Raw genomic sequence first — 25828 nt, 5'->3', positions numbered from 1 at the left:
CACGCTGACGGGCAGCGGCCGGCCAGTTACGCAGGTTCGGCCGGGTTGGCCGGTCTGCCCCCGTCCGGCAGGATTCCCGTCGCTCCGGTATGATCGGCAGCCTCGACGGCGCCCCGCCGGCCTGCGCACCCGCCGCGTGCGCCGCGCGCCGCGCCGCCCCACTTCCGTTCGCGCCGCCATGTCCACCGCCTCCACCGACCGTCCGACCGACGCCGCCTCGCCCCACTATTCGCGCAGCCTGCTGTTGCTGCTCGCGACGATCGCGGGGGTGTCCGTCGCGAACATCTACTACAACCAGCCGCTGCTCGACAGCTTCCGCTCGGCGTTTCCCGACGGCGCCTCGTGGATCGGCGCGGTGCCCACCGCGACGCAGCTCGGCTATGCGGCCGGCATGTTCCTGCTCGCGCCGCTCGGCGATCGCTTCGACCGCCGCGGGCTGATCCTGATGCAGATCGCCGGCCTGTCGGTCGCGCTGATCGTCGCGGCCACCGCGCCGTCGCTGGCCGTGCTCGCCGTGGCGAGCCTCGCGATCGGTATTCTCGCGACCATCGCGCAGCAGGCCGTGCCGTTCGCCGCCGAGATCGCGCCGCCGGCCGAACGCGGGCAGGCGGTCGGCACCGTGATGAGCGGCCTGCTGCTCGGCATCCTGCTCGCGCGCACGGCCGCCGGCTTCGTCGCCGAGTATTTCGGCTGGCGCGCAGTGTTCGCCGCGTCGGTCGCGGCGCTCGTCGCACTCGCCGCCGTGATCGTGCTGCGGCTGCCGCGCAGCTCGCCGACGTCGACGCTGTCGCACGGCAAGCTGCTCGGCTCGATGTGGCATCTGGCGGTCGAATTGCGCGGGCTGCGCGAGGCCTCGCTGACGGGCGCCGCGCTGTTCGCGGCATTCAGCGCGTTCTGGCCCGTGCTCACGCTGCTGCTCGCCGGTGCGCCGTTTCATCTCGGCCCGCAGGCAGCCGGCCTGTTCGGGATCGTCGGCGCGGCGGGTGCGCTCGCGGCACCGTACGCGGGCCGCTTCGCGGACAAGCGCGGCCCGCGCGCGATCATCTCGCTCGCGATCGCGCTGCTCGCGCTGTCGTTCGTGATCTTCGCGCTGTCGGGCTCGAGCCTCGTCGGGCTCGTGATCGGCGTGATCGTGCTGGACGTCGGCGTGCAGGCCGCGCAGATCTCGAATCAGTCGCGCATCTATGCGCTGAAGCCCGAGGCACGCAGCCGCGTCAACACGGTGTACATGGTGTGCTATTTCATCGGCGGCGCACTCGGCTCGTCGGCCGGCGTCGCCGCATGGCACGCATTCGGCTGGATCGGGATGTGTGCAACCGGGCTGGTGTTCACCGCGCTCGGGGGCTGGTTCCACCATCGCGGCGGCCGGCGCGACTGAGCGCGACCGGCCACGGCCGCGTCACGCGTCGGCGCGCGGTGCGGCCGGTTCGACGGCGGGCGGCGTAGCGAACGCGGGTGCCGGTTCAGCGGCGGGCGACGGCGCGAACGCCGGTGCCGGTTCGGCGCTGGGCGGCGTGGCGAATGCCGGTGCCGGTTCAATGACCGCGGCTGGATCCATCACGGCGCCCGGCGCCGGCACGGCCAACTGAACGGCGGAAGGCGCCAGGATCGGCGCCGCATCGGGCACCGCGATCGGTTCGGGCGCCGCTGCCGCCTCCACCGTCGATGCGGCTGCCGCGGCCGCCGAACTGGCAGCCGCCGCGCGCGCCGCGGGCCGGCGCGCCGGATCGAACACGAACGACAGCCCGACGCTGCCGAGGATCGCGACGGTCGCGACCACGGTCGCCATCGTCACCGGCTCGCCAAGCAGCAGCGCACCGAGCGCGACCGCGACGATCGGGTTCACGTACATGCAGCTGCTCGCGATGATCGGGCTCGTGTGGCGGATCAGGTAGCCGTACGCGACGTACGCGGCCATCGTGCAGAACACCATCAGGTACAGGAACGCGAACACCGGCCCCACCATCAGGTGCTCGACGCGTTCGCCGACCAGCCATGCGACGAGCGTCGAGATCATGCCGCCGAGGCCGATCTGCAGCGAGGTGGACAGGAACAGGTCGGACGGCAGCTTGAGCCGCGTCGCGAGATGCGCGCCGCCGGCCCAGAACAGGGCGCCGGCCAGCACGCAGATCGTGCCGAGCGCCGAGCTCTGCGCGGCCGCGCCGCCCGAATTCAGCACGACGATGCCGACCATCCCGAGCGCCACGGCCGACCACTCGCCTTTCGTGACCGGCCGCCCGGCAACCGCGGCGATCACGGTCGCGAACAGCGGCACCGTGGCCACCATCACCGCGGCCGAGCCGCTACTGACCAGACTGATCCCGAGCGCGATCGTGCCGGACGACAGCGCGACGAGCATCGTGCCGACGATCCCCGCATTGCGGATTTCGAGCAGCGTCGGCCATTCGGGCTTGCGCCGCAGCGCGAAGATAAACAGGCCGATCCCGCCGAGCAGGTTGCGCAGCCCCGACAGCAGCAGCGGCGGAAACGACTGCAGCGCGAAATGCAGGCCGCTGTAGGTCGAACCCCACACGAAATAGATGAAGACGAGCGCCAGCGCGACGCGGCCGCCGCGGCTTTGCGGCAGGCGGATCCGGAACGAGAAGCGGGCGAAGAAATCGAGGAGACGGTCGAGCGGCGTCATCGAGCAGCCTGCCCGCACGTCACGCCGCGTGCTCCGCTGAAAGACACCGGCGATGCCGGCAAACGGCCCTGGCGGGACCGGGAAGGCAGAGCGAACGTGCGGAACGACATGGCAGTGCGAACGGCGACGAAAGAGAACCGGCAAGCGGCGGCAGAGGGACAAAAAAACGCGCGCAACCGCTTCGGCTGCACACGCTCGGCATTATGGCATCAAGGATTCGAAAGCATCGTCGGACCAGTCTGAAAGGATCGCGAATGATGTTTCCGCGCGACATTTCCCGGCCGGCGGGCGGCTGAAATCGGGGGCCGGATACGCGACACGCGTGCGTTGCCACGGTGTCGATCCGACCCGCCATTCACGCCATTCACGCCATCCGTCGCGATCGAGTCAGCCATCGGCCGAACGGCCAGTCCTGCGCGCCAGCCAGCACTTCCCCCTTATCGTGACGGTCGGCTCACGCGCCGCATGCGCGGAACGACCTTCCTTCGACACCTGCACCGCCCATACAAAATTTTGTATAATTCGACCATTCTCCCGCCGAAGCCTGTTGTTTTCGTCGGCAGCGCGCTCGCGGATCTGCGCGGCTTTCCGCTGCCTGCGCGACGCGAAGCCGGCCACCAGATCGACCAGGTACAACGCGGGTTCGCGCCCGACGACTGGAAGCCGATGCGCACCGTCGGCGTCGGCGTGCGGGAAATTCGCCTGCGCGATGCGAGCGGCGCGTTCCGGATCATTTACGTCGCGACGTTCGCCGACGCCGTCTACGTGCTGCACTGCTTCCGCAAGCAAGCGACGCGCACCACCCGAGCCGATATCGAACTGGCCGCCCGGCGCTATCGCGCGCTGACGATGGAGAGGAAACGATGACCACCAACCGTTATTCGAGCGTCTGGGACGCAATCGAGGGCCAGCCGGCCGAAGCCGAGAACATGAAACTGCGATCCGAGCTGATGATCGCGCTCAAGCAGCGCATCGCGCAGCTCGAGCTCAGTCAGGCCCAGGCTGCGGAACGACTGGGCGTCACGCAGCCGCGCGTCTCCGACCTGATGCGCGGCAAGATCAACCTGTTCGGGCTCGACGCGCTCGTGAACATGGCGGCGGCCGTCGGCCTGCGCGTCGACCTCCAGTTGCGCGAATCCGCGTGACGCGTCACGTGCGATGCCGCGATGCCCGACGCATAGCGACACGCGCATGTGCCGCCGCGGCTCGCAACGCCCCGCTCACGATCCGCCGAACCAGTTGTACCCCTGGTCGACCCAGTAGCCGCCCGGAAACGTATCGGTCACGAAGATCTCCATGATGTGCTTCGGATTCTTGTAGCCGAGCTTGGTCGGCATCCGCAGCTTCATCGGGAAGCCGAACTCCGGCGGCAGCCGCTGGCCGTCGTAGTCGAACGCGAGCAGCGTCTGCGGATGCAGCGCGGTCGGCATGTCGATGCTTTCGTAGTAATCGTCCGCGCACTTGAAGCCGACGTACTTCGCCCGCGTGTCGGCGCCGGCGCGCGCGAGAAACGCGCCGAACGGCGTACCGCCCCAGCGGCCGATCGCACTCCACCCTTCCACGCAGATATGCCGCGTGATCTGCTCCGCGTGCGGCAGCGCATACAGTTCGTCGAGCGTCCACACGCGCTTGCCCGTCACGCGGCCGGACAGCACGAGCCGGTACGTCGACGCGTCGACGTGCGGCACGTCGTCGATCCCGTAGTACGCGTTGAACGGGAACGGTCGCGTGATGTCGGCTTCGGTGTAGGTCGGCGCGAGCCGCTCGCCGCTGAACAGCCAGGCCTGCACGCGATCGTTCATGCGCGACACCGTCTCGAGGAACGTGTTGACCGACGCGTCGTCCTTCAGCGTGCAGCCGGTCAGCATCGTCAGGCCGCCGAGCGTCAGCACGCGCCGGTTGAACAGCCGCCGCGACGGCATCTCGAGCTCGCGGCGCACGTCGAGTTCGAGCGACTTCCGGTCGAGCGTCCAGCGCGAACCGTCGCGCTTGGTTTCGGATTCCGACATGATGATTTCCTTCACCCGAGGTTGACGGGTCAGCGCCCGCGCAGCATCGCGAGCAGCGAGCGCGGCACCAGCAGCGCCATCGCGACGTGAACGACAATGAATCCGACGAGCAGCGACATCGCCCAGAAGTGCACGACACGCGCGTTGTCGTAGCCGCCGAACAATTCGCGCAGCAGCGGGAATTGCACGGATTTCCAGATCGTGAGCCCCGACAGCACCAGCACGACGAGATCGACGATCGCGGTCAGGTACGCGGCACGCTGCACCGCGTTGTACACGCTCAGGTCGGCGTGCGACAACCGCCCGCCCAGCGCGGCACGGATGTCGCGCCAGATCGACGCCGGCGTGACGGGCAGCATCTTGCGCGCGAGGCGCCCCGTCGCGATCGACATCGTCAGATAGAACAGGCCGTTGAAGACGAGCAGCCACATCGCCGCGAAATGCCATTGCAGCGCGCCGCCGAGCCAGCCGCCGATCGTGAGCCCGTGCGGGAACGTGAACGGCGGATAGATCGGCGACGCGTCGTAGATGCGCCAGCCGGACAGCACCATCAGGATCGCCGCGAGCGCGTTGAGCCAGTGGCTCGCGCGCACCCACAGCGGATGGATCGGGCGCGCGGGCGGCGTGGCGGCCGCGCGGCCGGTGGCGGGAACGGTTTGCATGATGAAGACTCCCGGAATGAGTCGACGGGACGGGACGCGATGCGGGCGGCCGCCGTGCGACGCACGCGCCGGCCGCGCCGCGTCCGCCTTTCGTCAGTTCGACGGCGCCATCTTGTCGCCCGACGGCTTGCCCATCTCGTCGTGCGACATCGCGTCTTTCTTCATCGCGTCTTTCTTCATCGCATGCTTCTTCATGCCGTCCTTCTTCATCGCGTCGTGGCCCATTGCATCCTTGGCCATCGCGTCGTGGCCCATCGCGTCTTTCGACATCGACGAACCCGGCTGCGACATCGCATCGTTCTGCGCATACGCGCCCGTGGCGATCGTGGCGAAAGCGGCGACGCAAGCGGCAATCAGTACTTTTTTCATGACATCTCTCCAGAACAACATGGGTTTAAGGAGCCGAATAGACGGACGACGTCGCGGGAAATGACAGCCGCTGCGAAAATTTTTTTGAGGTTGCGCGAAAGCGCGCCGTGCTGCACCGCATTGCCCTGGCCGGCCGGGCCGGGAGGCCATGCGGCGGCGACGCGCGCTGCCATTTCGACGGGCCACCGTGCCGCCCGCCATGCTGCGGCCGCACCGGGGCAGCCGATTCTCTCCCGGTTGAAACCGCCGCCAAGCCAGTGTATCGTGTGCCCTGCTAACGCGGGGGTCCTGCAATGCGCCCGGTCAAACAACCGGCATTGCGGGTGAGAAATACCCTTTGAACCTGATCTGGATAATGCCAGCGCAGGGAAGCGTACGGATTTCGCCGCCATCCTTCTGACGAAATCCGCCGCCTCACCAAGCCTCGTCTCCTGCTTAGCTCGAGCCCCACATACGTCAAGGGCTCCGGGCAAGCGCCGAAGCGCCTGTCCGGCGCTCACACAGGAGATTGCATGAACGCCAATCCGAAGTTTCTGTCCGCCGACGCTCATGTCGATGCCGCGGCCGTCGCCCCGCTGCCGAATTCCCGCAAGGTTTATGTCACCGGCTCCCGGCCCGACATCCGCGTGCCGATGCGTGAAATCACGCAGGCCGACACGCCGACCGGCTTCGGCGGCGAAAAGAATCCGCCGATCTACGTGTACGACACGTCGGGCCCCTACACCGATCCGGACGTGAAGATCGACATCCGCGCGGGCCTGGCCGCGCTGCGTCAGGGCTGGATCGAGGCGCGCGGCGACACGGAAGTGCTCGACGGCCTGTCGAGCCAGTACGGCCTCGAGCGCGCGGCCGACCCGGCCACCGCCGACCTGCGCTTCCCGGGCCTGCACCGCAACCCGCGCCGCGCCCAGGCCGGCAAGAACGTCACGCAGATGCACTATGCGCGCCAGGGCATCATCACGCCGGAAATGGAATACATCGCGATCCGCGAGAACCAGCGCCGCGCCGAGTACCTCGAGAGCCTGAAGGCGAGCGGCCCGAACGGCGCGAAGCTCGCCGCGATGATGGGCCGCCAGCACCCGGGCCAGGCGTTCGGCGCAGCGGCCTTCGGCGCGAATGCGCCGGCCGAGATCACGCCGGAATTCGTGCGCTCGGAAGTGGCGTGCGGCCGCGCGATCATCCCCGCGAACATCAACCACCCGGAATCCGAGCCGATGATCATCGGCCGCAACTTCCTCGTGAAGATCAACGCGAACATCGGCAACTCGGCCGTCACGTCGTCGATCGGCGAAGAAGTCGACAAGATGACCTGGGCGATCCGCTGGGGCGGCGACACGGTGATGGACCTGTCGACCGGCAAGCACATCCATGAAACGCGCGAGTGGATCATCCGCAACAGCCCGGTGCCGATCGGCACGGTGCCGATCTACCAGGCGCTGGAAAAGGTCAACGGCAAGGCCGAGGATCTCACCTGGGAAATCTTCCGCGACACGCTGATCGAACAGGCCGAGCAAGGCGTCGACTACTTCACGATCCACGCGGGCGTGCGCCTGCAGTACGTGCCGCTCACCGCGAACCGGATGACCGGCATCGTGTCGCGCGGCGGCTCGATCATGGCGAAGTGGTGCCTCGCGCATCACAAGGAAAGCTTCCTGTACGAACACTTCGAAGAGATCTGCGAGATCATGAAGGCGTACGACGTGAGCTTCTCGCTCGGCGACGGCCTGCGCCCCGGCTCGATCTACGACGCGAACGACGAAGCGCAGCTCGGCGAGCTGAAGACGCTCGGCGAACTCACGCAGATCGCGTGGAAGCACGACGTGCAGGTGATGATCGAAGGCCCCGGCCACGTGCCGATGCAGCTGATCAAGGAGAACATGGATCTCCAGCTCGACTGGTGCAAGGAAGCGCCGTTCTACACGCTCGGGCCGCTGACCACCGACATCGCACCGGGCTACGACCACATCACGTCCGGCATCGGCGCCGCGATGATCGGCTGGTTCGGCACCGCGATGCTCTGCTACGTGACGCCGAAGGAGCACCTGGGCCTGCCGAACAAGGACGACGTGAAGGAAGGCATCATCACGTACAAGCTCGCCGCGCACGCCGCCGATCTCGCGAAGGGCCACCCGGGCGCGCAGGTGCGCGACAACGCGCTGTCGAAGGCGCGCTTCGAGTTCCGCTGGGAAGACCAGTTCAACATCGGCCTCGATCCGGACAAGGCGCGCGAATTCCACGACGAAACGCTGCCGAAGGATTCGGCGAAGGTCGCGCACTTCTGCTCGATGTGCGGCCCGCACTTCTGCTCGATGAAGATCACGCAGGACGTGCGCGAGTTCGCGGCGCAGCAGGGTGTGTCGGAAACCGAAGCGCTGAAGAAGGGGATGGAAGTGAAGGCGGTCGAGTTCGTCAAGACCGGCGCCGAAATCTATCACCGTCAGTAAGCGAATGCGCGGTCCGGCGATTCCCGCCGGATCGCCTCGCCACGCACGAAGCCCGCTTTCGAGCGGGCTTTTTTGCGCATGTCGCGTGCCCGCCGGCGCATGCGAAACAATTGATTACGAAACCGCGCGAGCCTTAACAAGTCCTTACAGCAGCCGCGCGGGACGGCGCGTAGATTGGGTTCATGCGCGGCCGCCAGCCGGTCGTGCGCCTTCCCGTTCACTACCACAAGGACAACGATCATGAATTCGATTCGGCGTTTTGGGGTATGCGCTCTCCTCGTCGCGACAGTGGCCAGCCTGTCGGCCTGCGATTCGATGTCGCGACGCCAGCGCGATACGGCAATCGGTGCGGGTGTCGGCGGCGTCGCCGGCGCGGCGATCGGCGGCAACGCGCTGTCGACGCTGGGCGGCGCGGCGGCCGGCGGCATCATCGGTAACCAGGTCGGCAAGTAAGCAGTCCGACATCGGCCGGCCGGGCGTCGCCGCCCAGCCGCAGGCCGGTGGTTCAACGGCGTTTCCGCGGTGCGGAAGCGCCGTTTTCGTCTGTCGGGCCGCAACAGGCCGGGCCGCTCCGCCCGGAAATGATCGGTTACCGTTTCTCATACCGTGTCATCGGGACTCGGCCTAAGCTTCAAGCATCTGCCGATCGCCGGCTCCGCCGGAGACACATCATGAACAGGACCCTCGTCGCCGCGGCGCTTGCCTGCACGACGCTTGCCGGCTGCTATTACCCGTACGGCTATTATCCGGGCGGCTATTACACGGCGGCGCCGGTGCCGGTGCAGCCCGCGCCCGTGTATGTCGATCCGGCCCCCGCCTACTACTATCCGGCGCCGGCCTATGCGCCAGCATGGGGCGGTTATTGGGGCCCGGCGCTGTCGCTCAATTTCGGCTTCGGCGGACGCGGCGGCTGGCGCCATCACTGATCTGACCGGCCGCGCCGCACGTGGCGGAGCGTCTGCGGCCCGGCGGCAAACCGGCGGAATGGCCGTTTCTTGTCGTTTCATCCGATCGTGAAACGACGGGCAGTAACGCGGTGTAAGATTCCTCGCATCCCGTCCCCGCCCTCGCCGATCGATGTCACCCAAGAACGCTTTCCTGCTGACCGTGCTCGCCGCCCTGTGGGGCGCGTCCTTCCTGTTCATCCGCGTCGGCGTGGTCGATTTCGGCGTCGCGCCGCTGATGGCGTTGCGGGTGGGCATCGGCGCGCTGTTTCTCGCCGGCTTCGCGCTGACGCGCTTCAAACCCGCCGATCTCGGCGCCCGGCTGCGCCGGCATGCATGGCCGTTGTTCGTCGTCGGCGCGCTGAACTCGGGCATCCCGTTCTGCCTGTTCGCGTTCGCCGAGCTGACGCTGTCGGCCGGCGTGACGTCGGTGATCAACGCGACGACGCCGCTGTGGGGCGCGCTCGTCGCCTACCTTTGGCTGAAGGACAAGCTGTCGCTGCCGCGCGCGCTCGGCCTCGTGATCGGTTTCGCCGGCGTGCTCACGCTCGTGTGGAACCAGATCGCGAATGCGCACGGCGAAACGGGCGCCGCCGCGACCGCGCTCGCCGCCGCCGCGGCGCTCGGCGCGACGCTGCTGTACGGCATCGCGGCCAACTACACGAAGCGCAAGTTGACCGGCGTCGATCCGCTCGTCAACGCGACCGGCAGCATGATCGGCTCGACCCTCCTGCTGCTGCCGTTCGCGATCGCCACGTGGCCTGCCGCGCCGGTCAGCGCGCACGCATGGGGCTCGGTGCTCGCGCTGGGCGTCGCCTGTACCGGCATCGCGTATTTCATCTTCTTCCACCTGATCGCGCACATCGGCCCCGCGCGGGCGATTACCGTGACGTTCGTGATTCCCGTGTTCGGCCTGCTGTGGGGCGCGCTGTTCCTCGGCGAACACGTGTCGGCCGTGATGATCGAAGGCTGCGTGATCGTGCTCGTCGGCACCGCGCTCGCGACCGGCGCGATCAAGCGGATTCCCGGGATCCGGCCGCGCAGCGGCGAAGCGACCTGACGATACATTCGGGTGCACGCGCCGCCATCGTTCCGGCCGTGATGCGTGACGACCGGGCGCCGGCTATTCATCGCCGCGCCCTCGAATAGTGCCGCGGCGCGGCCGGCATTCCGCTGACAGCGAGCTTCGTTCGCGATTTGGCGGCTGTCGGGATTTCCCGCCTCGCCTTGTCGCGCATGCCATGCTGCCCGATTGTCATGTGCGGCGGCGACGCCCGACGCGACGCGGCGGTCATGCACTGCGCGCATGCGAGCGGCGCCGGCCGCAGTGCCGTTCCCGCGTGGGTCTGGAGTTTCCCTGATACGCGAGCCGCCGCATTCCCGTTACACTTCGGACACTTACCCGCAGAAGGCGGTCTCGATGTCCCACGTCCTTTCGCGTCCGCCGGCGCGTGCGACTGCTTCAGCGTGGCGGCGCGCTGCCGTTGCGCCGCTTGGCCCCGGGCACCGTTGACATGAAGCCCGCCCGCGACCTCTCGCTCGACTCCCTGCTCGAACGCCTCACGCCGACGCCCGGCGGCTGGGTCGCCACCTATCGCACCACGACATTGCGCAGCGTGTTCCAGCCCGTGCTGTCGATCACGCACAAGCGGGTCGTCGGCTACGAGGCGCTGCTGCGCGTCGTCGATCCGAACGGCGCACTGATCTCGCCCGCCGCGCTGTTCGACAAGACGCGCGCCGACGCCGACGCGCTGCTGCTCGACCGGCTCGCGCGCTGCCTGCACACGGCCAACTTCATCGCGCAGGGTATCGGCGACGGCTGGCTGTTCCTGAACGTCAACCCGCGCGTGCTCGACTCGGGCCTCGTGCAGCGCGAATTCGTCGAAGCGCTGTGCCGGCATTTCGCGCTGCCGCCGAACCGCATCGTGCTGGAAGTCGTCGAACAGCCGTCGCGCGACGAAGCCGAGCTCGCCCGCACGATCGACATGATCCAGCATCGCGATTTCCTGATCGCGATCGACGACTTCGGCACGGGATTCTCGAACTTCGACCGCGTGTGGCGCGCGCGCCCCGACATCGTCAAGCTCGATCGCTCGCTCGTCGTACGCTCGACCGGTTCGGCCGACGATCGCCGCATCATGCATCACCTCGTGTCGATGCTGCATCAGGCCGGTGCGATGGTGCTCGCCGAGGGTGTCGAGAGCGACGACTCGCTGCAGGCGCTGATGGAAGCCGACATCGATTTCGTGCAGGGTTTCCAGTTCGGCCAGCCCGATGCATCGATCGCCCATGCCAGCGCGGCAGCACCCGCGATGCTCGACGCCGCGTGGCAGCGCTTCATCGCGCGCCGGCACACGCCGGTGGCCGCCGAGCAGCCCGGCTTCGACGCGATCGAGCGGCTCGTGCTGTCGGGGGCGGCGGCATTTTCCGCAAGCGGCAACCTGCAGGACGCCGCGCAACGCGTGTTCGCGGTGCCGGCCGCGCGCCGCGTGTTCGTCACCGACGAAACCGGCGAGCAGTTCCTGCCGTCGATCGGCGCGCGCGCCGACGACGGCCAGGCGGGCGTCACCCGCCTTTCACCGCTCTTCCCGGAAACCCACAGCAACTGGTCGCGGCGCCCGTATTTCCAGCGCGCGATCGCCGCGCCCGGACGCGTCGCGCTGATGGGCCCGCACTTCTCGCTGACGGAAGGCCGCGACTGCTATACGGCCGCCGTCGCGATCCGCGCGCAGAGCCGGCTGGTCGTGTTCTGCGTCGACTTCGTGCTCGACAGCGCCGGGACCGTCATGCGCTAATCGGTGCGATGGCAAGCGTTCGGCTGTCGCGCCCGCCGTTCGTCGGTGCATCCATTCGTCAGTCGGTCACCTTCCCTCGTCCCGACTTCACCACGCTGCGGCGCGACTTGTGCTCGAGCCGTCGCTCCTTCGACGCACGCGTGGGCCGCGTGGCGACCCGCGCACGCGGCGTGAATGCAACGCCGCTGATCAATGCATCGAGTCGCGCCAGCGCGGCTTCGCGATTCTTCTCCTGGGTGCGATATTCCTGCGACTTGATCACGACGATGCCGTCACGCGTGATGCGCTGGTCGGACAGCGCGAGGAGCCGCTCCTTGATGACGGGCGGCAACGACGACGCGCGGATATCGAAGCGCAGGTGGATCGCGCTCGACACCTTGTTCACGTTCTGCCCGCCCGCGCCCTGCGCGCGCACGGCCGTCCATTCGACTTCGGCCGGATCGAGCGTATAGCGGATCATCATCGCGCAGCCTCCCCGCGGCGCCGTGCAAGCGCCTCGTCGACGCGTGCCGCGAGCCCCGAATCGCGCTGCGTGCGCGTCGCGACCGCCTGCGCGAGTACGCGCCGAGGCCCGATCACCTGCACACGTGTGCGGGCACGCGTGACGGCCGTATAGACGAGCTCACGCGTGAGCACGCGGCCGAACGATGCCGGCAGCACGAGCGCGGCTTCGTCGAATTCCGAGCCCTGCGACTTGTGGACCGTCAGCGCGAACGCGGTTTCGTGCGGCGGCAGCGCGGCCGGCGACACCGCGCGCGCGGTGCCGTCCGCGCGCCTGAACCACACGCGCAGCACGCCGTGCGCGTCGGGCAGCGCAATGCCGATATCGCCGTTGAACAGCCCGAGCGCATAGTCGTTGCGCGTCACCATGATCGGCCGCCCCGTGAACCAGTGCGCGCCGACCGCCAGCGGCACGCGCGCCGCGTGGCGCACGTGCGCGGCCACGAGCGCATTGACGTGCTCCGCGCCGCGCAGGCCGCTACGGGTCGCGCACAGGATCCGGAACCGGTTGAGCGCGTCGAACAGCGGCAGCGGATCGGGCGCCGGCGCGGCCAGTGTGTCGCGCAACGCGTCGAGGTAAGCGCCGAAGCGCCGCGCGAGCCGCTCGACCGTCGACGACGCGAGCGACTCGCCCGCATCGTCATGGAATGACGCGGCGGCCGAATCGTCGGCGGGCAGCGCGTCGAGCGCGGCCTGCACGTCGCCGCTGCGGATCGCGAGCGACAGCCGGCCGATCGGCGAATCGAGACCGAAGCGGTAATTGCGTTCGAGCCAGACCACGCAGTCGGCGAGCGGTGCGGGTGCGGGTGCAGGTGCAGGTGCGGGCGTGGCGGGCGCGGCGGCGGGTTCGCCCGGCGGTATCGATGTGATCGATGCAAGCGCCACGTCGCCCGCGTCGAACGGCGGCAGCTCGACGGCGTCAAGCCACGCAAGTTCGTCGACCTCGATCCACGCGGGGGCGTCGCCTGGCTCACCGGTTTCGATCAGCGCCGGATCTACGGCCGGCGGCGGCGCGACGCGGGACGGCGAACTGTCGTCATCCTGCGGCTCGTCGTCGAAGAGCGATGCCTGTCGCTCATCGACTTTCCGGCGCGACGCTGGTTTGCGCGCCGCGGCCGCGGCAGGCGCCGGTGCCTCGACCGCGGCGGAAGCCGGATGCGCAGCGGGAGCGGCGGCGGTCGCGGCGGCGTCCTGCACCGGCAGCGCCGCGACGAATGCCGCCTCGTCGATGCCGAGCGCCCGCGCGATGCGCGTGCGCGCCGCGGCGGTAAACGCCGGTCGCGCGCTCAACTCTGCGAACACGGCGCCCGCCTCGACCGCGGCCAGTTGGTCCTTGTCGCCGAGCAGCACGAGCCGCGCACCCGGCGCGAGCGCATCGAGCAGATGCGCGGCGAGCGCGACGTCGATCATCGACGCCTCGTCCACGACGATCAGGTCGTATGGCAGCGGATTGTCGCGATGATGCCGGAACCCGGCCGCCCCGCCGCCGCCCAGCAACCGATGCAGCGTGAACGACGTCTCCGGCAGGCGCGCCGCAAGTTCGGGCGGGAGGTCGCCGGCCCGCGCGTGCAGCGCTTCCTGCATCCGTTGCGCGGCCTTGCCGGTCGGCGCGGCCAGCGCAACGCGCAGCCCCGGATGCGCGTCGAGCAGACAGGCCAGCACGCCGACGACGGTCGTCGTCTTGCCCGTGCCCGGGCCGCCGCTGACGATCGTCACGCGGCCCGTCAGCGCGACGATCGCCGCGACGCGCTGCCAGTCGACTTCGCCGGTTGCCGGCCCGAAGTAACGCGCGAGGCTGTCGCGCAACCGGTCGGGCGCGAGACCTTCGTCCGGCGCGGCCACGCCGGCCTGCGCGACGAGCGCATCGGCAAGCCGCCGCTCGTAGTCGAAATAGCGCGACAGGTACAGGTGGTCGTGGCGGTCGACGATCAGCGGCCGCTCGTCACCGCGTGCGAGCGTGCCGAACGCGACCACGCCGCTCGCGGCAAGCGCCGCGCGGACTTCGTCGAGCGGGGCTTCGTAGCGCTGCGCGAGCGCGCCGAGCGCGACACACACGTGGCCGCCCGCGGTCGCACGACTCGTCGCGAACGCGGCGCGCGCCGCCCAGCGCGCGGCCGCGGCCGGCGCACCGGCGCGACGAGCCAGATCGCCGATGCGGCGCGCAAACCCTTCCGCGAGCGCGATGCCGAAATCGGCGGGTTCGGGCAGCCGCGCGACGAGGCCGCCGGTAAATTCGAGCGTGTCGTCCTGCGCGTTCACGTTCATGCGCGGCCCCCTTCCATCATCCGGTCGAGTGCGTCGACGAGCGCGCGCTCGGGCCGCCGCGCATGCACGCCGGCCGGTTCGCCGCCGCTGCGCCAGTCGGGCCGTACACCGCGCACGAACAGGTACAGGTAGCCCGCGATATGCGTGTCGTAGTCATAGTCGGGCAGCCGCCCGCGCAGATAGCGGTGCAGTGCGACCGTATAGAGCAGCGCCTGCAGGTGATACGCGTGATCGGCCATCGCGACGTCGAGCGCGCGCGGACCATAGGCGTCCGGCGTCGTGCCGAGATGGTTCGACTTCCAGTCGACGATCCAGAAGCGGCCGTCGTGTTCGACGATCATGTCGATGAAACCCTTGATGAAACCGGCGAGCATGCCCGCCTCCAGTGCAACGTCCGGATAGCCGTGCGCGACCAGCAGCCGGCGCAGCGCCATCAGGTCGAGCGCGGGAGCCGGGAACAGGAAACCCATTTCGTCGAGCCGCTTCGCGGGATCGAGATCGGCGAGCCGCATGCCCGGCACGAGCTCGGTGTGCACGACATCGTCGACCAGCTGCACCATCATCGCCGGCAGGCGTGCGGCCAGCTCGGGCACGGCCTCGACCGGCCGGTCGTGCAGCGCGCCGAGCGCGGCCCTGGGCCACGACTCGGGATCCGTGAAGCGGCTGAGCTCGAACAGGCGGTGCAGGCACTCGCCGGCCGCCGCGCCGCGCGGGAACACGAGGATATCGTCGTCCGGCGGCTCGGGCGCAACCGTATCGGCCAACAGCCATTCGCCATCCGGCGCCACCGCGGCAAGCGCATCGTGATCGGGCCGCAGCTCGTCATCGGGCACGGCAGCGACGCCCGCCTCCTCGCGCGCCATCGACGCGGTCAGCGAACTGAAGCTGGCCATCCGCCACGCATCGCGCAGCACGCGCGTCGCATGGCGCGCCGCGAGCGTCTGCGATGCGTCGTGCCCGGCCGCGAGGCGCTCGGGGCGCACAGGCGCCGGCAGCGGCGCGACGCTCACGGGGCCACCCGCGAGCGCCTGCCACGCCGTATCGAGCGCGGCTTCGTCGGGCGGCTCGTCGAGCCATGCATCGAACGACTGGCCGGCGCCCGCGACGAGCCAGTTCAGCACGCTGCGCCGTGACTCACGCGTCGAGCGCGACGACAGGTACGGCCCGGCGACGACGTAGCAGCGATAGACCGCGCGCGTGAGTGCCACGTAGACGAGCCGCGCGCGTTCCGCCGCCTGCTCGCGCAGCGCCTGCCGCGCCGCATGCTCGGCTGCCTCCTCGTCGCACCCGTAATGCAGCACCGCGTCGCCCGCATCGTCGTGATACTCGCGCGCATCGGGCAATGCGGACGCGGGCGGCTCGCGCAACCCGCCGTCGTTCAGGAACGGACAGAACACGATCGCGTATTCGAGGCCTTTCGACTTGTGCACGGTGACGATCTGCACGAGGTTGCGATCGGATTCGAGCCGCAGCTGCGCTTCCTCGCCGCCGCCGTCGAGCCGTTGCGCGGCGAGCCAGCGCAGCGTCGGCGCGATGCCCGGCTGCGCGGACGCGCGTGCCTGCGTCAGTTCGGCCAGATGGTTGATGTCGGTCACGCGACGCTCGCCGTCCGCGCCGGCCATCAGGCGCTCGGCAATCCGCAGCTCCCGCGTGAACGTGCGCCACATCACCGCGAAGCCGCGTTCGCGCCACAACAGCCGATACCGCGAGAAGCGCTCGACCCAGCTCATCGCGTCGGCGCTGTCCGCCGCCGATGCTTCACGTTGCGCGTCGCCGTCGCCCTGCTCCATCCGCCACAGCGCGCCGGCATCGAGGCCGAACCAGTCGGATGCGAGCGCCGCGCGCAAGCGCCGCAGGTCGCCTGGCGCATCGATTGCTGCCAGCACACGTTCGAGCTGCTCGGCGTCATGGGTCGAGAACACCGAAGCCTGCGCCAGTTCGACGCTGCCGATGCCCCACGTGGCCAGCACGCGCTTCACGAGACTGCCCTGCCGGTGCGTCTGCACGAGCACCGCGATATCGCCCGGCGACAGCGGTGTCTCGCCGAGCCGCACGCGCCCTTCGCGCGCGCCGCGCATCAGCCGTGCGATCTCGGCCGCGCAGGCCTGAGCGGCCTGTGCCTGCGCGTCGCGCTTGAGCAACGTGCCTTCGCCGCCCGGCAACGCCCACACCCGGAAGTCGCCGGCCGGGCCCGGATCGGTTGCGTCGACGAACGGCGCACGCACGCGTGTGCCGGCACGCACCGCGTAATAGTCGAGCCCGTCGAGCACGAACGCGCGCGGATTCGACATGAAGAAGCGGTTGCATGCATCGACGATCGCGGGCGTCGAACGCTGGTTGACCGCGAGCGTGTAGCACGCGCTCGCCCGCGCGCGCGCGGCGAGATAGGTATGCAGATCGGCCGCGCGGAAGCTGTAGATCGCCTGCTTCGGATCGCCGACCAGGAACAGCGGGCCGCCCGGCGCGAAGATCCGGTCGAAGATCGCGAACTGCAGCGGGTCGGTATCCTGGAATTCGTCGATCAGCGCGGCCGGATAGCGCGCGCGCAGCGTCTCGGCGAGCCACGGATGCGCATGCAGCGCGTGGTACAGGTTCGCGAGCAGATCGTCGAACGAGACGACGCGCCGCGTGCGCTTGCGCTCGGCCAGCTCGCCCGGCGCCATGTCGAGCCATTCGCCGATCAGCGCGAGCCAGCGCGCGCGCTGCGCGGCCTCGGCCGCGGCCACGGCCGCTTCGAGCGCGTCGGCCACGTCGAAGAATGCGTGTTCGGGCGTCGTGCCGCTTTTTTTCGTGGCCTTCACGAGCGCGGTGCGGGTGAGCTTCAGCGCAGCCTTCGGCAGCGCAGCCGTCGCGTCGCCCTGCGCGAAATGCGCGGTCCATGCGGCCAGCGCATCGGCCACGGCCTCGGGTTTGTGCGAGCGCTGGTTGAGCGCGGGTTGCGCGACGCGCAGCAACGCATCGATCGCGTCGCGCTCGGCGGCCCACATCCGCCCGGCCTCGGCGAAGCATTCGGCTGCCGCCGCCTCGGCCGATTCGTCCGGCTCGGTCACGCCGTCCCAGCGCAGCGCGGCGAGCGGCTTCTTCAGTCGCCGCGCGAGCTGCGCATCGAGCGCGGCCGGGCCGGCGCCCGACTCGACGAGCCAGGTCGCGAAGCCCGGCCAGCGCGCGGCTGCCGGCTCGACACGCGTGCGCCAGAAATCCGCTGCCAGTTCGAAGCGCAGCGACGCGTCGTCGGCCTCCATGTCGAACGCGAACGGCATTGCCGCCGCGAACGGCGCTTCCTGCAGCGCGCGCTGGCAGAACGCATGGATCGTATGGATCGCGGCCTGGTCGAACGCGCGCAGCGCACGCCGGATCCGCTTCGCGGCCGTTTCGGGATCGAGCGCGCCGTCTTCGCCGAGCGTGGTTTCCAGCAGACGCTCGATGAACGGATCACCGCCGTCGTCACCGGTGTCGAGCGCATGCGCGAGCTGCGCGAGCCGGCCGCGAATCCGTTCGTGCAGCTCGGCGGTCGCCGCTTTCGTGAAGGTCACGACGAGGATTTGATCCGCACCGAGATCCTTCTCCAGCAGCAGGCGCACATACAGCGCGCAGATGTTCCAGGTCTTGCCGGTGCCGGCGGACGCCTCGATCTGGTTGACACCGTCGAGCGGGCACGCGAACACATCGAGTTCGAGCGCCTGCTGCGGCTGCGACACGGCGCTCATGCGACCTCCTTCAGATGGGCGACGAGCGGATCGAACACGAGCCGCGCGAGCGTGCCGAACGGCTCGTCGAGCGATGCATGCGCGCCGCGCCACGCGATCGCGATGGCCGGATCGTCGGCTTCGCTCACGACCCGCTCGTTGATCCAGACGCTCGCAGCCTTCGCCTCGCCATCGGACACCCTCGCCCACGCGCTGCGCGGGAAAAACCGCAGCGGCATGCGCCGCCCCGCGCGAAACAGCGCGGCCAGCGGCGCGAGCTGCTCGAGCGGCGCCGCGACGGGCGTCAGCTCGAATGCACCGCCGCTGCCGAACCACAGCGTGCGGCGCGGGCCGCCAGGCTCCGCCGCGCAGTAGACGAGATGCGCGAGCCACGCGGACAGGTAGTCGCGCGCACTCGCCCGTGCATAGCGATAGATGATCTGCCCGGCCGGCGTGAGCCGGTTCAGCGTGCCGTGCAGGTCGAGCGGCGCGCTCACCGCGTCGGCCGACAGCCGCGCGTCGTCGGCGCCGAACAGCGCCTGTTCGGTATCCGGCCAGGCCGGCACCACGGTAAGCGTGAACGGCCGCCGCTCGATCCCGTCGGCCAGCGCGCGGCGCACGTTCGACGCGAGCTGCGTCATCGAACCGAGCGCCTGGTCGCGCCACACGGCGCCCGTCGCACCGCCCGGCAGTTCGGGGCTCGCGTCCGCGATGCGCAGCGCGTGATCGAGCACGCCGCCCTCGTCCGACTCGATCAGCAACGGCAGCACGCGCTCGGCGAGCGCATCGCTGCCGGCGAAGTCGAGCGCGAACGGCTCGGTGTCGAGCAGTTCGGCCTGCGCGTCGGCAAGCACGATGCCGAGCCGCGCGCGCAGCAGCGCACGCGCGGGATGGCGCCAGAAGCGTTCGAATTCGCTGAATGCGACAGGCTCGACCGGTTCGGCCGGCAGCGGCTGCGCGAAGAACGGCAGCTCGCGCGGCCCGTCGCGCGACGCCTCGGCGGCCAGCAGCGACGCGAGCGTCGCACGCTCGGCGTCGAAGGAAACGAGTTCGCTGCCGGGCTGGAAATACGCGGCCGCGAACGGTTGCAGCGGATGCTCGACGACGAATGAACGCCGCGCGGCATCGACCGCGTCCGGCGCCGCGTCGGGCCCGGCCGTGACGAGCGCGAGATGGTCGAGCAGTTCGTCGACGAGTGCCGCGGGCGGCAACGGCGCGTTGTCGCGAATGCTGCGGCCCGTGTAGGCAATCATCAACCGGTCGCGCGCGGCGAGCAGCAGGTCGAGAAACAGGTTGCGCTCGTCGTCGCGGCGCTGGCGGTCGCCGAGCTTCGGCAACACGGCCATCAGGTCGAATTCGTCGGCACGCGCGAGGCTCGGCAGCACGCCATCGTCCATCCCGAGCAGGCAGACGACGCGATACGGCAGGCCGCGCAGGCTCGTCAGCGACGAGAACGTGACGCCGCCCCACGGCACGCCGCCGCGCGCCGGATCGTCGAGCGCGGCGGCCAGCCCCGCCCGGACGACGGCCGCCGGCAACGCCTCATCGGGCGCCCCCTCCGTCATCGCGGCCAGCATCGCGTCGAGCGCGTCGCGCACGCCCGCAAGCGCGTCCGCATACGCGGCGCCCGAATCGAAGAACCGCGCGAGCGTATCGGCGAACAGCTCGCTCCAGCCTTGCGGCGTATGCGATTCAGCCAGCCGCCGCGCGAAGCCGTCGAGATCGTCGGTGAAGCGCGCGAGCCGGCCGAGCAGTTCGGCCTCGCTGCCGGTGGCCGCCTCGATCGGCAGCCACGCGCCGACCGGCGCCGCACCCTCCGGCATCGCATAACCGAGAAAGAGCCGCGCGAGCGCATCGGAGAACGTATGGCGCGGCGACGGCACGGCGGCATCGTCGCTCACGAGCGGCGACAGCCCGCGCCGCGCACCGGCCGCCGCGAGCCAGGTCTGCACCGTCTCCAGCGCCGCCGCATCGATGCCGTAGCGCGCCGCCACCGCGTCGACACGCAGCCATTCGACCAGCTCGGGCGCGCCGACCTGCCGCTCCGGCAACGCGAGCCAGTCGAGCAGCACGCGCGCGACCGGGTTCGCCTGCGACGGCGGCAAGCCGGTGATCCGGTAAGGCACACGCGAGCCGCCGGCGCCGGCCGTGCCGAACACGGCGTCGATCAGCGGCCCGGCGGCCGCGAGATCGGCCACCGCGACGAGCACGTCGGACGGTTGCAGGCTCGCGTCGGCGTCGAACCATGCGAGCAGCCGGTCGTGCAGCACCTCGAGCTGGCGCGCGAGGCTGTGGCACACGTGCACCTCGATCCCGCGCTCGGCCGGCGTGTCGCCGATTTCGGCCTCCGGCTGCAGTTCGAGGATCGCGTTCTGCACGCGCGCGAGCCACGTCGGCGCGGGATTCTCGACGAAACGCGACGCGTCGCCCGATGCGGCGCTTTCAGTCAGCTCGTGCAGCATGTGCAGCTGCGCCTGGGTCTGCCGGCCCCATTCGGCGAGCAGCGGATGGCCGACTTCCTGGTAATCGAGCCGCCCGGCCGCATCGAGCGCCTCGGCATGCGCGGCGGTCACGATGTCGAACCAGAATTCGCGGCACGGGTTCAGCGCATAGACGCGCACGTCGATCCAGCGCGACAGCTCGCGCAGCAACGCGACGTGCAGCGGCGGCATCGTCGGCAGCGCGAACACGCTGACCGATTCCGGCCAGTCCGCGCGCGCGATGGCTTCGGGATCGAGATGGCGCGCCTCGACGAGGAAACGGTGCGCCGGCGGCGTGCCGCTGTCGCTCAGCTCCGCGAGCAGTGCGCGCCACAGCGCGGCCTGCCAGCGCTCGTCGTCGCGCGCGGCGTCGCTGATCCCGCGCGGCGCGCCGTCGCCGGCGAGCACGGACTCGCCGGCCTGCCATGCGGCCAGCCATTCGGGACGATAGGTCAGGTAATGATCGAGCACGGCCGCGACGCGGTGTGCCAGCTCGTAGCGCATCGCATCGTCGGACGCGGACAGATACGCGGCCAGCCGCGGCGACGCGAGCCACGGCGCGCCGTCGGCCGCCTGCGCGAACAGCCGGTAGCAGCGCCACACGAGGCGATCGGGTGCGAACGGCGAACGCGCAGGAACCGTCAGCACGCGACCGATCTGCGCCCACAGCCATTGCGCGAGATAGGTGAACTCGACGTTCGCGCACACGCCGTTGCGAGCGGCGATGTCGAGCTCGAGACGGCGGCGCAGCGCCGCGCTCGGCACGATGACCTGTTGCGGCGCCCACGGGCCATTGCGGGCCGGGAACGCGGCCAGATCCTCGAGCAGCGCGTCGGCCAGCGTTTCGTGACGATTCGAATAGAAGAGATGGAGCATGAAGCGGGCGTCGGAACCTCGCGCCGGCCGGGCCGGGCGAACAGGATCACCAAGGATAGCAAATGGGCCGCCGTCGCGAACCTCGTCCGGACGGCCAGGTTTTACGGATCGCGAAATACGATAGACTCGTCGCCAGTCAAGATGCCGCCCCCGGGCGTCTTCGTCTGCCATTCAGCCCATCGATGCGCTATTCGGTCGAAATCAGAAAGTTTTTCTACAGCCAGTACTTTTTCGGCGGCCTGCGGATCGCGGTCGGCGTCTCGCTGCCGGCCGTGCTGTGCCTGATCGTGTTTCACAACCGGGAGCTCGGCTTCACGATCTCGACGGGCGCGCTCGGCGCCTGTGTCGTCGACATGCCCGGCCCGCTCAAGTACAAGCACAACGAAATGCTCGCTTGCAGCGTGATCGGTTTTCTGGCCGCGCTCGCCACCGGCCTCGCGACACCGAACATCTTCGTGCTGTGGCTCACCATCGTGCCGCTCACCTTCGTGCTGTCGCTGATCGTCGTCTACGGCAACCGCTGGCCGCAGATCAGCTTCGCGACGCTGTTCATGATGGTGATGACGCTCGAGGAGAAGTTCACGCCGCTGCAGGCGTTCATCAACGCCGGCTGGATTCTCGCGGGCGGCCTCTGGTACACGTACTGGGCCACGCTCGTGTCGCAATGGCAGGCGCGCCGCATCGAGCAGCAGGCGCTGGCCGAGAGCCTGTTCGCGTGCGCCGACTACCTGCTCGCGCGCGCGCAGTTCTACGATCTCGATGCCGATCTCGACGAGTGCTACCGCAATCTCGTCGCCAAGCAGATCACGGCGGTCGAAACGCAGGAAACCGCGCGCGACATCGTGCTGCGCAACCTGCCGAAGTTGCGCCGCGGCAAGCTCGACCCCGGCCGCACGACAATGTACAACCTGTTCATCAACAGCGTCGACCTGCACGAGCTGTTCGTCGGCGCCCACACCGACTACCCGCTGGTGCGCAATACGTTCGGCGGCTCCGACCTGATCATTTTCTACCGCGACCTGATCCGCAAGGCGGCTGCCGATCTCGAGGAAATCGGCCTCGCGGTGCTCGAGAACCGCGCACCGCATTCGCGGATCAGCGTGAAGGCCGAGCTGCGCGCGATCGAGTACGAGATCGAGCTGATGCGCAAGAAGAACTTCCCGGCCACCAACGCGGAAGCCTATGCGGCCGTGCTGGCCACGTTCCGGCGCATCTGGAGCGCGACGCGCCTGATCGACCGGATGCGCCGCAACCTGTCGGGCCACGCCGATCCGCAGCAAACCGAACTGAAGATCGACAAGGCGCTCACGCGCTTCCTGCAGCGCCGCCGGATGTCGCCGCTCCTGATCTTCTCGAACCTGAACATGCGCTCGCCGAGCTTCCGCCACGCGCTGCGCGTGACGATCGCGGTCGCGGTCGGGTTCTGGCTCGGCCGGCTGCTGCCGCTCACGAACGCGTACTGGATCGTGATGACGACCATCATCATCCTGAAGCCCGGCTACTCGCTCACCAAGCAGCGCAACGCGGCGCGTATCGTCGGTACGCTGATCGGCTGCGCGGCAAGCGTCGCGCTGATCTACACGGTCAAGGATACGCACCTGCTGATCGCGATCATGTTCGGGTCGATGGTGATGAGCTACAGCCTGCTGCTGTTCAACTACGCGGCGAGCGTCGTGTTCACGTCGTCGTACGTGCTGCTGATGTTCCACCTGCTCGCGCCGGGCAGCATGCGGATCATCGGCGAGCGCGCAATCGACACGGTGGTCGGCTGCATGATCGCGATCGCCGCGAGCCGGCTGTTCCCGTACTGGGAATACCGGCTGATGGGCAAGCAGGTCGCCGACATGCTCACCGCCACCCGCAAGTATTTCGAAGCCGTATGGCGCGCCGGGCGCGGCATGTCGCCGCCGCCGGTGCCGGCCGCCGACGGCGCGGCCGTCGTGCCGGTCGTCGCCGCGGCCATCGAGACGCCGACCACGGCCCTCGACGACGACTACCGCTACCGCCTCGCGCGCAAGGACGTGCACATCGCGTTCGCGAATCTCGGGCAGGCGTTCCAGCGGATGATGATCGAGCCGAAGGCGCACCAGCGCTTCGTGCCCGAACTGAACGACCTGCTCGTGCAGACGCACGTGCTCGGCGCGCAGATCACGGCCGCCGCGCCGCTGATCCGCGCAGCCTGCGCGGCCGACGGCAGCATCCTCCACGACGACGCGCTGCATCGCGGCCTCGCCGCCGTGCTCGACAATCTCGAGAAGGCCGAAGCGGGCGAGCCGCCGCCCGCCGACCAGCTCGACGCGTCGAAGCAGATCACGCGCGACCTCGACGCGATGGTCGTGTCCGCGGAGCAATCCGATGCGGTGGGGGCCGAGCTCACGCACGACCTGAAGGTGCTCGCGCACCAGTGCAAGCAGATGCTCGCGTCGTCGCTGCTGATCCGCAAGGATGCGAGCGTGATCCGCCTGCCCGCCTGACCCAGGCTTGACCCCGCCGGTGGCCGGCCCGCGCATGCCGCGGCTCGGCCCCGGCGCTCTCCGATTCAGCGATCCCCGAAGCATGACCCGCCCGTTCCACGCGGCCCGCGCGCTCGACGCGCGACCGCCCAGCCCCCCATTGCGCCCGTCGCGCCAGTCAGGGAATACCCGATTCCGGTCACCCGGCCCGGCTTGTTATCATTCGTTCACATTTAAGTTGTCTATACAACTTGAGCCAATCGGACCGGCCCCGCTCGCCCGGTCCGTCGCATAACGATATCGGAGACACGATGAAAAACTTGCAGCGCCACCTGAGCGCGCGGCACATCCGCTTTCTCGCGCTGGGTTCGGCGATCGGCACGGGCCTGTTCTACGGGTCGGCATCCGCGATCCAGCTCGCGGGCCCGGCCGTGATCCTGGCGTACATCCTGGGCGGCGCGGCCGTCTACATGGTGATGCGCGCGCTCGGCGAGATGGCCGTGCGCGAGCCCGTCGCCGGCTCGTTCGGCCACTACGCGACCGAGAACCTCGGCCCGTTCGCCGGATTCGTCACCGGCTGGACCTACACGCTCGAAATGGTGATCGTCGCGATCGCCGACATCACCGCGTTCGGCATCTACATGGGCTTCTGGTTTCCGGATGTCCCGCAATGGATCTGGGTGCTCGGCGTGGTCGCGATCATCTGCGGGCTGAACCTGTGCCACGTGAAGGTGTTCGGCGAGCTCGAGTTCTGGCTGTCGATCATCAAGGTCGGCGCGATCATCGCGATGATCGGCGGCGGCGTCGCGATCCTGCTGACCGGCATGCACTTCGGCCATTCGGCCGACGTGCCGACGTTCGCGAACCTGTGGAACCATGGCGGCTTCCTGCCGAACGGCGTCGGCGGGCTGATCGCGTCGCTGTCGGTCGTGATCTTCGCGTACGGCGGGATCGAGGTGATCGGGATGAGCGCCGGCGAGGCGAAGGATCCGGAGCGCGTGATTCCGCGCGCGATCAACGCGGTGCCCGCGCGCATCCTGCTGTTCTACGTGCTGACGATGGTCGTGCTGATGTCGATCAGCCCGTGGACGGGTGTCGGCAACGACGGCAGCCCGTTCGTGCAGATCTTCTCGGCACTCGGCGTGAAGTCGGCTGCAACCATCCTCAACCTGGTGGTGATCAGCGCGGCGATCTCCGCGATCAACAGCGACATCTTCGGCGCGGGCCGGATGATGTTCGGGATGGCGCGCCAGGGCCAGGCGCCGGCCGTGCTGATGACGACGTCGCGGCACGGTGTGCCGTGGGTCACGGTGCTCGTGATGGCGGCCGCGCTGCTCGTCGGCGTGCTGCTCAACTACCTGATGCCGAAGGACGTGTTCCTGATGGTCGCCGCGATCGCGACGTTCGCCACCGTGTGGGTGTGGCTGATGATCCTGCTGTCGCAGGTCGCGATGCGCCGCCGGCTGTCGAGCGCCGAAGTCGCGGCGCTGAAGTTCAAGGTGCCGTTGTGGCCGGTCGCGCCGGCACTGACGATCGCGTTCATGGGCTTCGTGATCGTGATGCTCGGCTGGTTCGAGGACACGCGCGTCGCGCTGTATGTCGGCGCGGCCTGGCTCGCGCTGCTCGCGGCCGTGTTCTACGCACGGATCCGCCCGAAGTTCGCCCCTGCGTCACGTTGACGCACGACTGACCTGCCTGCG

The 25828-nt window shown here is 69.3% G+C and carries 19 protein-coding genes and 1 riboswitch; of the genes, 10 read left to right on the top strand and 9 right to left on the bottom strand.

The window, feature by feature from the left end; all coding sequences use genetic code 11:
• Positions 1–178: 178 nt before the first annotated feature.
• Complete coding sequence (locus tag CFB41_RS06190; RefSeq protein WP_089455908.1) at positions 179–1378, top strand: MFS transporter; 1200 nt, start codon at positions 179–181, stop codon at positions 1376–1378.
• Positions 1379–1399: 21 nt separating this feature from the next.
• On the opposite strand, the gene CFB41_RS06185 is transcribed toward CFB41_RS06190, so the two are convergent.
• Positions 1400–2644: an EamA family transporter gene (locus CFB41_RS06185; protein ID WP_089456571.1), complete on the bottom strand. Its 1245-nt coding sequence runs from the start codon at positions 2642–2644 to the stop codon at positions 1400–1402.
• A 513-nt stretch (positions 2645–3157) separates the two neighbouring features.
• Here CFB41_RS06185 and CFB41_RS06175 point away from each other — a divergent pair.
• Both CFB41_RS06175 and CFB41_RS06170 read left to right on the top strand, forming a co-directional pair.
• A complete protein-coding gene (locus CFB41_RS06175) occupies positions 3158–3511 on the top strand; it encodes a type II toxin-antitoxin system RelE/ParE family toxin (RefSeq protein WP_089439638.1) in 354 nt (117 codons plus the stop codon).
• Positions 3508–3789, top strand: coding sequence for a helix-turn-helix domain-containing protein (locus CFB41_RS06170; protein ID WP_089455907.1), 282 nt, complete (start codon positions 3508–3510; stop codon positions 3787–3789). Before CFB41_RS06175 ends, CFB41_RS06170 begins: the two co-directional genes overlap by 4 nt.
• A gap of 75 nt (positions 3790–3864) precedes the next feature.
• On the opposite strand, the gene CFB41_RS06165 is transcribed toward CFB41_RS06170, so the two are convergent.
• The 3 genes from CFB41_RS06165 to CFB41_RS06155 form a co-directional block, all read right to left on the bottom strand.
• The gene (locus CFB41_RS06165) at positions 3865–4653 is read right to left on the bottom strand and encodes a molybdopterin-dependent oxidoreductase (protein WP_089425873.1); all 789 of its coding nucleotides are present in this window, start codon (positions 4651–4653) and stop codon (positions 3865–3867) included.
• 29 nt (positions 4654–4682) lie between these two features.
• On the bottom strand, positions 4683–5315 hold the full coding sequence (locus tag CFB41_RS06160; RefSeq protein ID WP_089455906.1) for a cytochrome b/b6 domain-containing protein: 633 nt from the start codon (positions 5313–5315) through the stop codon (positions 4683–4685).
• A gap of 93 nt (positions 5316–5408) precedes the next feature.
• Positions 5409–5684 carry a pentapeptide MXKDX repeat protein gene (locus CFB41_RS06155; RefSeq protein WP_011351498.1) on the bottom strand — a complete coding sequence of 92 codons (276 nt, stop codon included), beginning with the start codon at positions 5682–5684 and terminating at the stop codon, positions 5409–5411.
• Between the two features lie 271 nt (positions 5685–5955).
• Positions 5956–6072: riboswitch (TPP riboswitch) on the top strand.
• Between the two features lie 124 nt (positions 6073–6196).
• On the opposite strand from CFB41_RS06155, the gene thiC reads away from it, so the two are divergent.
• Positions 6197–8128 carry a phosphomethylpyrimidine synthase ThiC gene (gene thiC / locus CFB41_RS06150; RefSeq protein WP_089455905.1) on the top strand — a complete coding sequence of 644 codons (1932 nt, stop codon included), beginning with the start codon at positions 6197–6199 and terminating at the stop codon, positions 8126–8128.
• Here thiC and CFB41_RS37225 read toward each other — a convergent pair.
• The gene (locus CFB41_RS37225) at positions 8122–8370 is read right to left on the bottom strand and encodes a hypothetical protein (protein WP_105771328.1); all 249 of its coding nucleotides are present in this window, start codon (positions 8368–8370) and stop codon (positions 8122–8124) included. The two genes, thiC and CFB41_RS37225, sit on opposite strands and share 7 nt — an antisense overlap.
• Here CFB41_RS37225 and CFB41_RS06145 point away from each other — a divergent pair.
• From CFB41_RS06145 to CFB41_RS06130, 4 genes are all read left to right on the top strand, one after another.
• Complete coding sequence (locus CFB41_RS06145) at positions 8369–8581, top strand: glycine zipper 2TM domain-containing protein (RefSeq protein ID WP_011545020.1); 213 nt, start codon at positions 8369–8371, stop codon at positions 8579–8581. The genes CFB41_RS37225 and CFB41_RS06145 overlap by 2 nt on opposite strands.
• Positions 8582–8799: 218 nt before the next feature.
• Positions 8800–9054 carry a hypothetical protein gene (locus tag CFB41_RS06140; RefSeq protein ID WP_089424922.1) on the top strand — a complete coding sequence of 85 codons (255 nt, stop codon included), beginning with the start codon at positions 8800–8802 and terminating at the stop codon, positions 9052–9054.
• Positions 9055–9205: 151 nt separating this feature from the next.
• On the top strand, positions 9206–10132 hold the full coding sequence (locus tag CFB41_RS06135; protein ID WP_089455904.1) for a DMT family transporter: 927 nt from the start codon (positions 9206–9208) through the stop codon (positions 10130–10132).
• A 454-nt stretch (positions 10133–10586) separates the two neighbouring features.
• Positions 10587–11867 carry an EAL domain-containing protein gene (locus CFB41_RS06130; RefSeq protein WP_089456570.1) on the top strand — a complete coding sequence of 427 codons (1281 nt, stop codon included), beginning with the start codon at positions 10587–10589 and terminating at the stop codon, positions 11865–11867.
• 58 nt (positions 11868–11925) lie between these two features.
• On the opposite strand, the gene arfB is transcribed toward CFB41_RS06130, so the two are convergent.
• From arfB to recC, 4 genes are read right to left on the bottom strand one after another with little or no spacing between them, the layout of a single operon-like run.
• Positions 11926–12330 carry an alternative ribosome rescue aminoacyl-tRNA hydrolase ArfB gene (gene arfB / locus CFB41_RS06125; RefSeq protein ID WP_011351491.1) on the bottom strand — a complete coding sequence of 135 codons (405 nt, stop codon included), beginning with the start codon at positions 12328–12330 and terminating at the stop codon, positions 11926–11928.
• Positions 12327–14627, bottom strand: a complete 2301-nt coding sequence (locus CFB41_RS06120) for an AAA family ATPase (protein WP_089456569.1) — start codon at positions 14625–14627, stop codon at positions 12327–12329. Before CFB41_RS06120 ends, arfB begins: the two co-directional genes overlap by 4 nt.
• A gap of 2 nt (positions 14628–14629) precedes the next feature.
• Positions 14630–18340 carry an exodeoxyribonuclease V subunit beta gene (gene recB, locus CFB41_RS06115; protein ID WP_089455903.1) on the bottom strand — a complete coding sequence of 1237 codons (3711 nt, stop codon included), beginning with the start codon at positions 18338–18340 and terminating at the stop codon, positions 14630–14632.
• Positions 18337–21675 (bottom strand): exodeoxyribonuclease V subunit gamma, encoded by a 3339-nt coding sequence (gene recC / locus CFB41_RS06110; RefSeq protein ID WP_089455902.1) that lies wholly within the window; start codon positions 21673–21675, stop codon positions 18337–18339. Before recC ends, recB begins: the two co-directional genes overlap by 4 nt.
• Before the next feature lie 182 nt (positions 21676–21857).
• Here recC and CFB41_RS06105 point away from each other — a divergent pair, with 182 nt between their 5' ends.
• Both CFB41_RS06105 and CFB41_RS06100 read left to right on the top strand, forming a co-directional pair.
• A complete protein-coding gene (locus tag CFB41_RS06105; RefSeq protein ID WP_089455901.1) occupies positions 21858–24149 on the top strand; it encodes an FUSC family membrane protein in 2292 nt (763 codons plus the stop codon).
• A 290-nt stretch (positions 24150–24439) separates the two neighbouring features.
• Positions 24440–25807, top strand: a complete 1368-nt coding sequence (locus CFB41_RS06100; protein WP_089455900.1) for an amino acid permease — start codon at positions 24440–24442, stop codon at positions 25805–25807.
• Positions 25808–25828: the final 21 nt, after the last annotated feature.

It is taken from the genome of Burkholderia sp. AU33803, from assembly GCF_002223095.1.
Taxonomy (GTDB): domain Bacteria; phylum Pseudomonadota; class Gammaproteobacteria; order Burkholderiales; family Burkholderiaceae; genus Burkholderia.
Note: the sequence above shows the minus strand (reverse complement) of the source record. Positions and strands in the feature narration are given on the sequence as shown.

Coding starts and splice junctions, on each gene's coding strand:
- recC (WP_089455902.1), bottom strand. CDS start 21,675: ATGCTCCATCTCTTCTATTCGAATCGTCACGAAACGCTGGCCGACGCG.
- CFB41_RS06160 (WP_089455906.1), bottom strand. CDS start 5,315: ATGCAAACCGTTCCCGCCACCGGCCGCGCGGCCGCCACGCCGCCCGCG.
- CFB41_RS06155 (WP_011351498.1), bottom strand. CDS start 5,684: ATGAAAAAAGTACTGATTGCCGCTTGCGTCGCCGCTTTCGCCACGATC.
- arfB (WP_011351491.1), bottom strand. CDS start 12,330: ATGATGATCCGCTATACGCTCGATCCGGCCGAAGTCGAATGGACGGCC.
- CFB41_RS06140 (WP_089424922.1), top strand. CDS start 8,800: ATGAACAGGACCCTCGTCGCCGCGGCGCTTGCCTGCACGACGCTTGCC.
- CFB41_RS06165 (WP_089425873.1), bottom strand. CDS start 4,653: ATGTCGGAATCCGAAACCAAGCGCGACGGTTCGCGCTGGACGCTCGAC.
- CFB41_RS06190 (WP_089455908.1), top strand. CDS start 179: ATGTCCACCGCCTCCACCGACCGTCCGACCGACGCCGCCTCGCCCCAC.
- CFB41_RS06100 (WP_089455900.1), top strand. CDS start 24,440: ATGAAAAACTTGCAGCGCCACCTGAGCGCGCGGCACATCCGCTTTCTC.
- thiC (WP_089455905.1), top strand. CDS start 6,197: ATGAACGCCAATCCGAAGTTTCTGTCCGCCGACGCTCATGTCGATGCC.
- CFB41_RS06145 (WP_011545020.1), top strand. CDS start 8,369: ATGAATTCGATTCGGCGTTTTGGGGTATGCGCTCTCCTCGTCGCGACA.
- CFB41_RS06135 (WP_089455904.1), top strand. CDS start 9,206: ATGTCACCCAAGAACGCTTTCCTGCTGACCGTGCTCGCCGCCCTGTGG.
- CFB41_RS37225 (WP_105771328.1), bottom strand. CDS start 8,370: ATGATCGTTGTCCTTGTGGTAGTGAACGGGAAGGCGCACGACCGGCTG.
- CFB41_RS06170 (WP_089455907.1), top strand. CDS start 3,508: ATGACCACCAACCGTTATTCGAGCGTCTGGGACGCAATCGAGGGCCAG.
- CFB41_RS06130 (WP_089456570.1), top strand. CDS start 10,587: ATGAAGCCCGCCCGCGACCTCTCGCTCGACTCCCTGCTCGAACGCCTC.
- recB (WP_089455903.1), bottom strand. CDS start 18,340: ATGAGCGCCGTGTCGCAGCCGCAGCAGGCGCTCGAACTCGATGTGTTC.
- CFB41_RS06185 (WP_089456571.1), bottom strand. CDS start 2,644: ATGACGCCGCTCGACCGTCTCCTCGATTTCTTCGCCCGCTTCTCGTTC.
- CFB41_RS06105 (WP_089455901.1), top strand. CDS start 21,858: ATGCGCTATTCGGTCGAAATCAGAAAGTTTTTCTACAGCCAGTACTTT.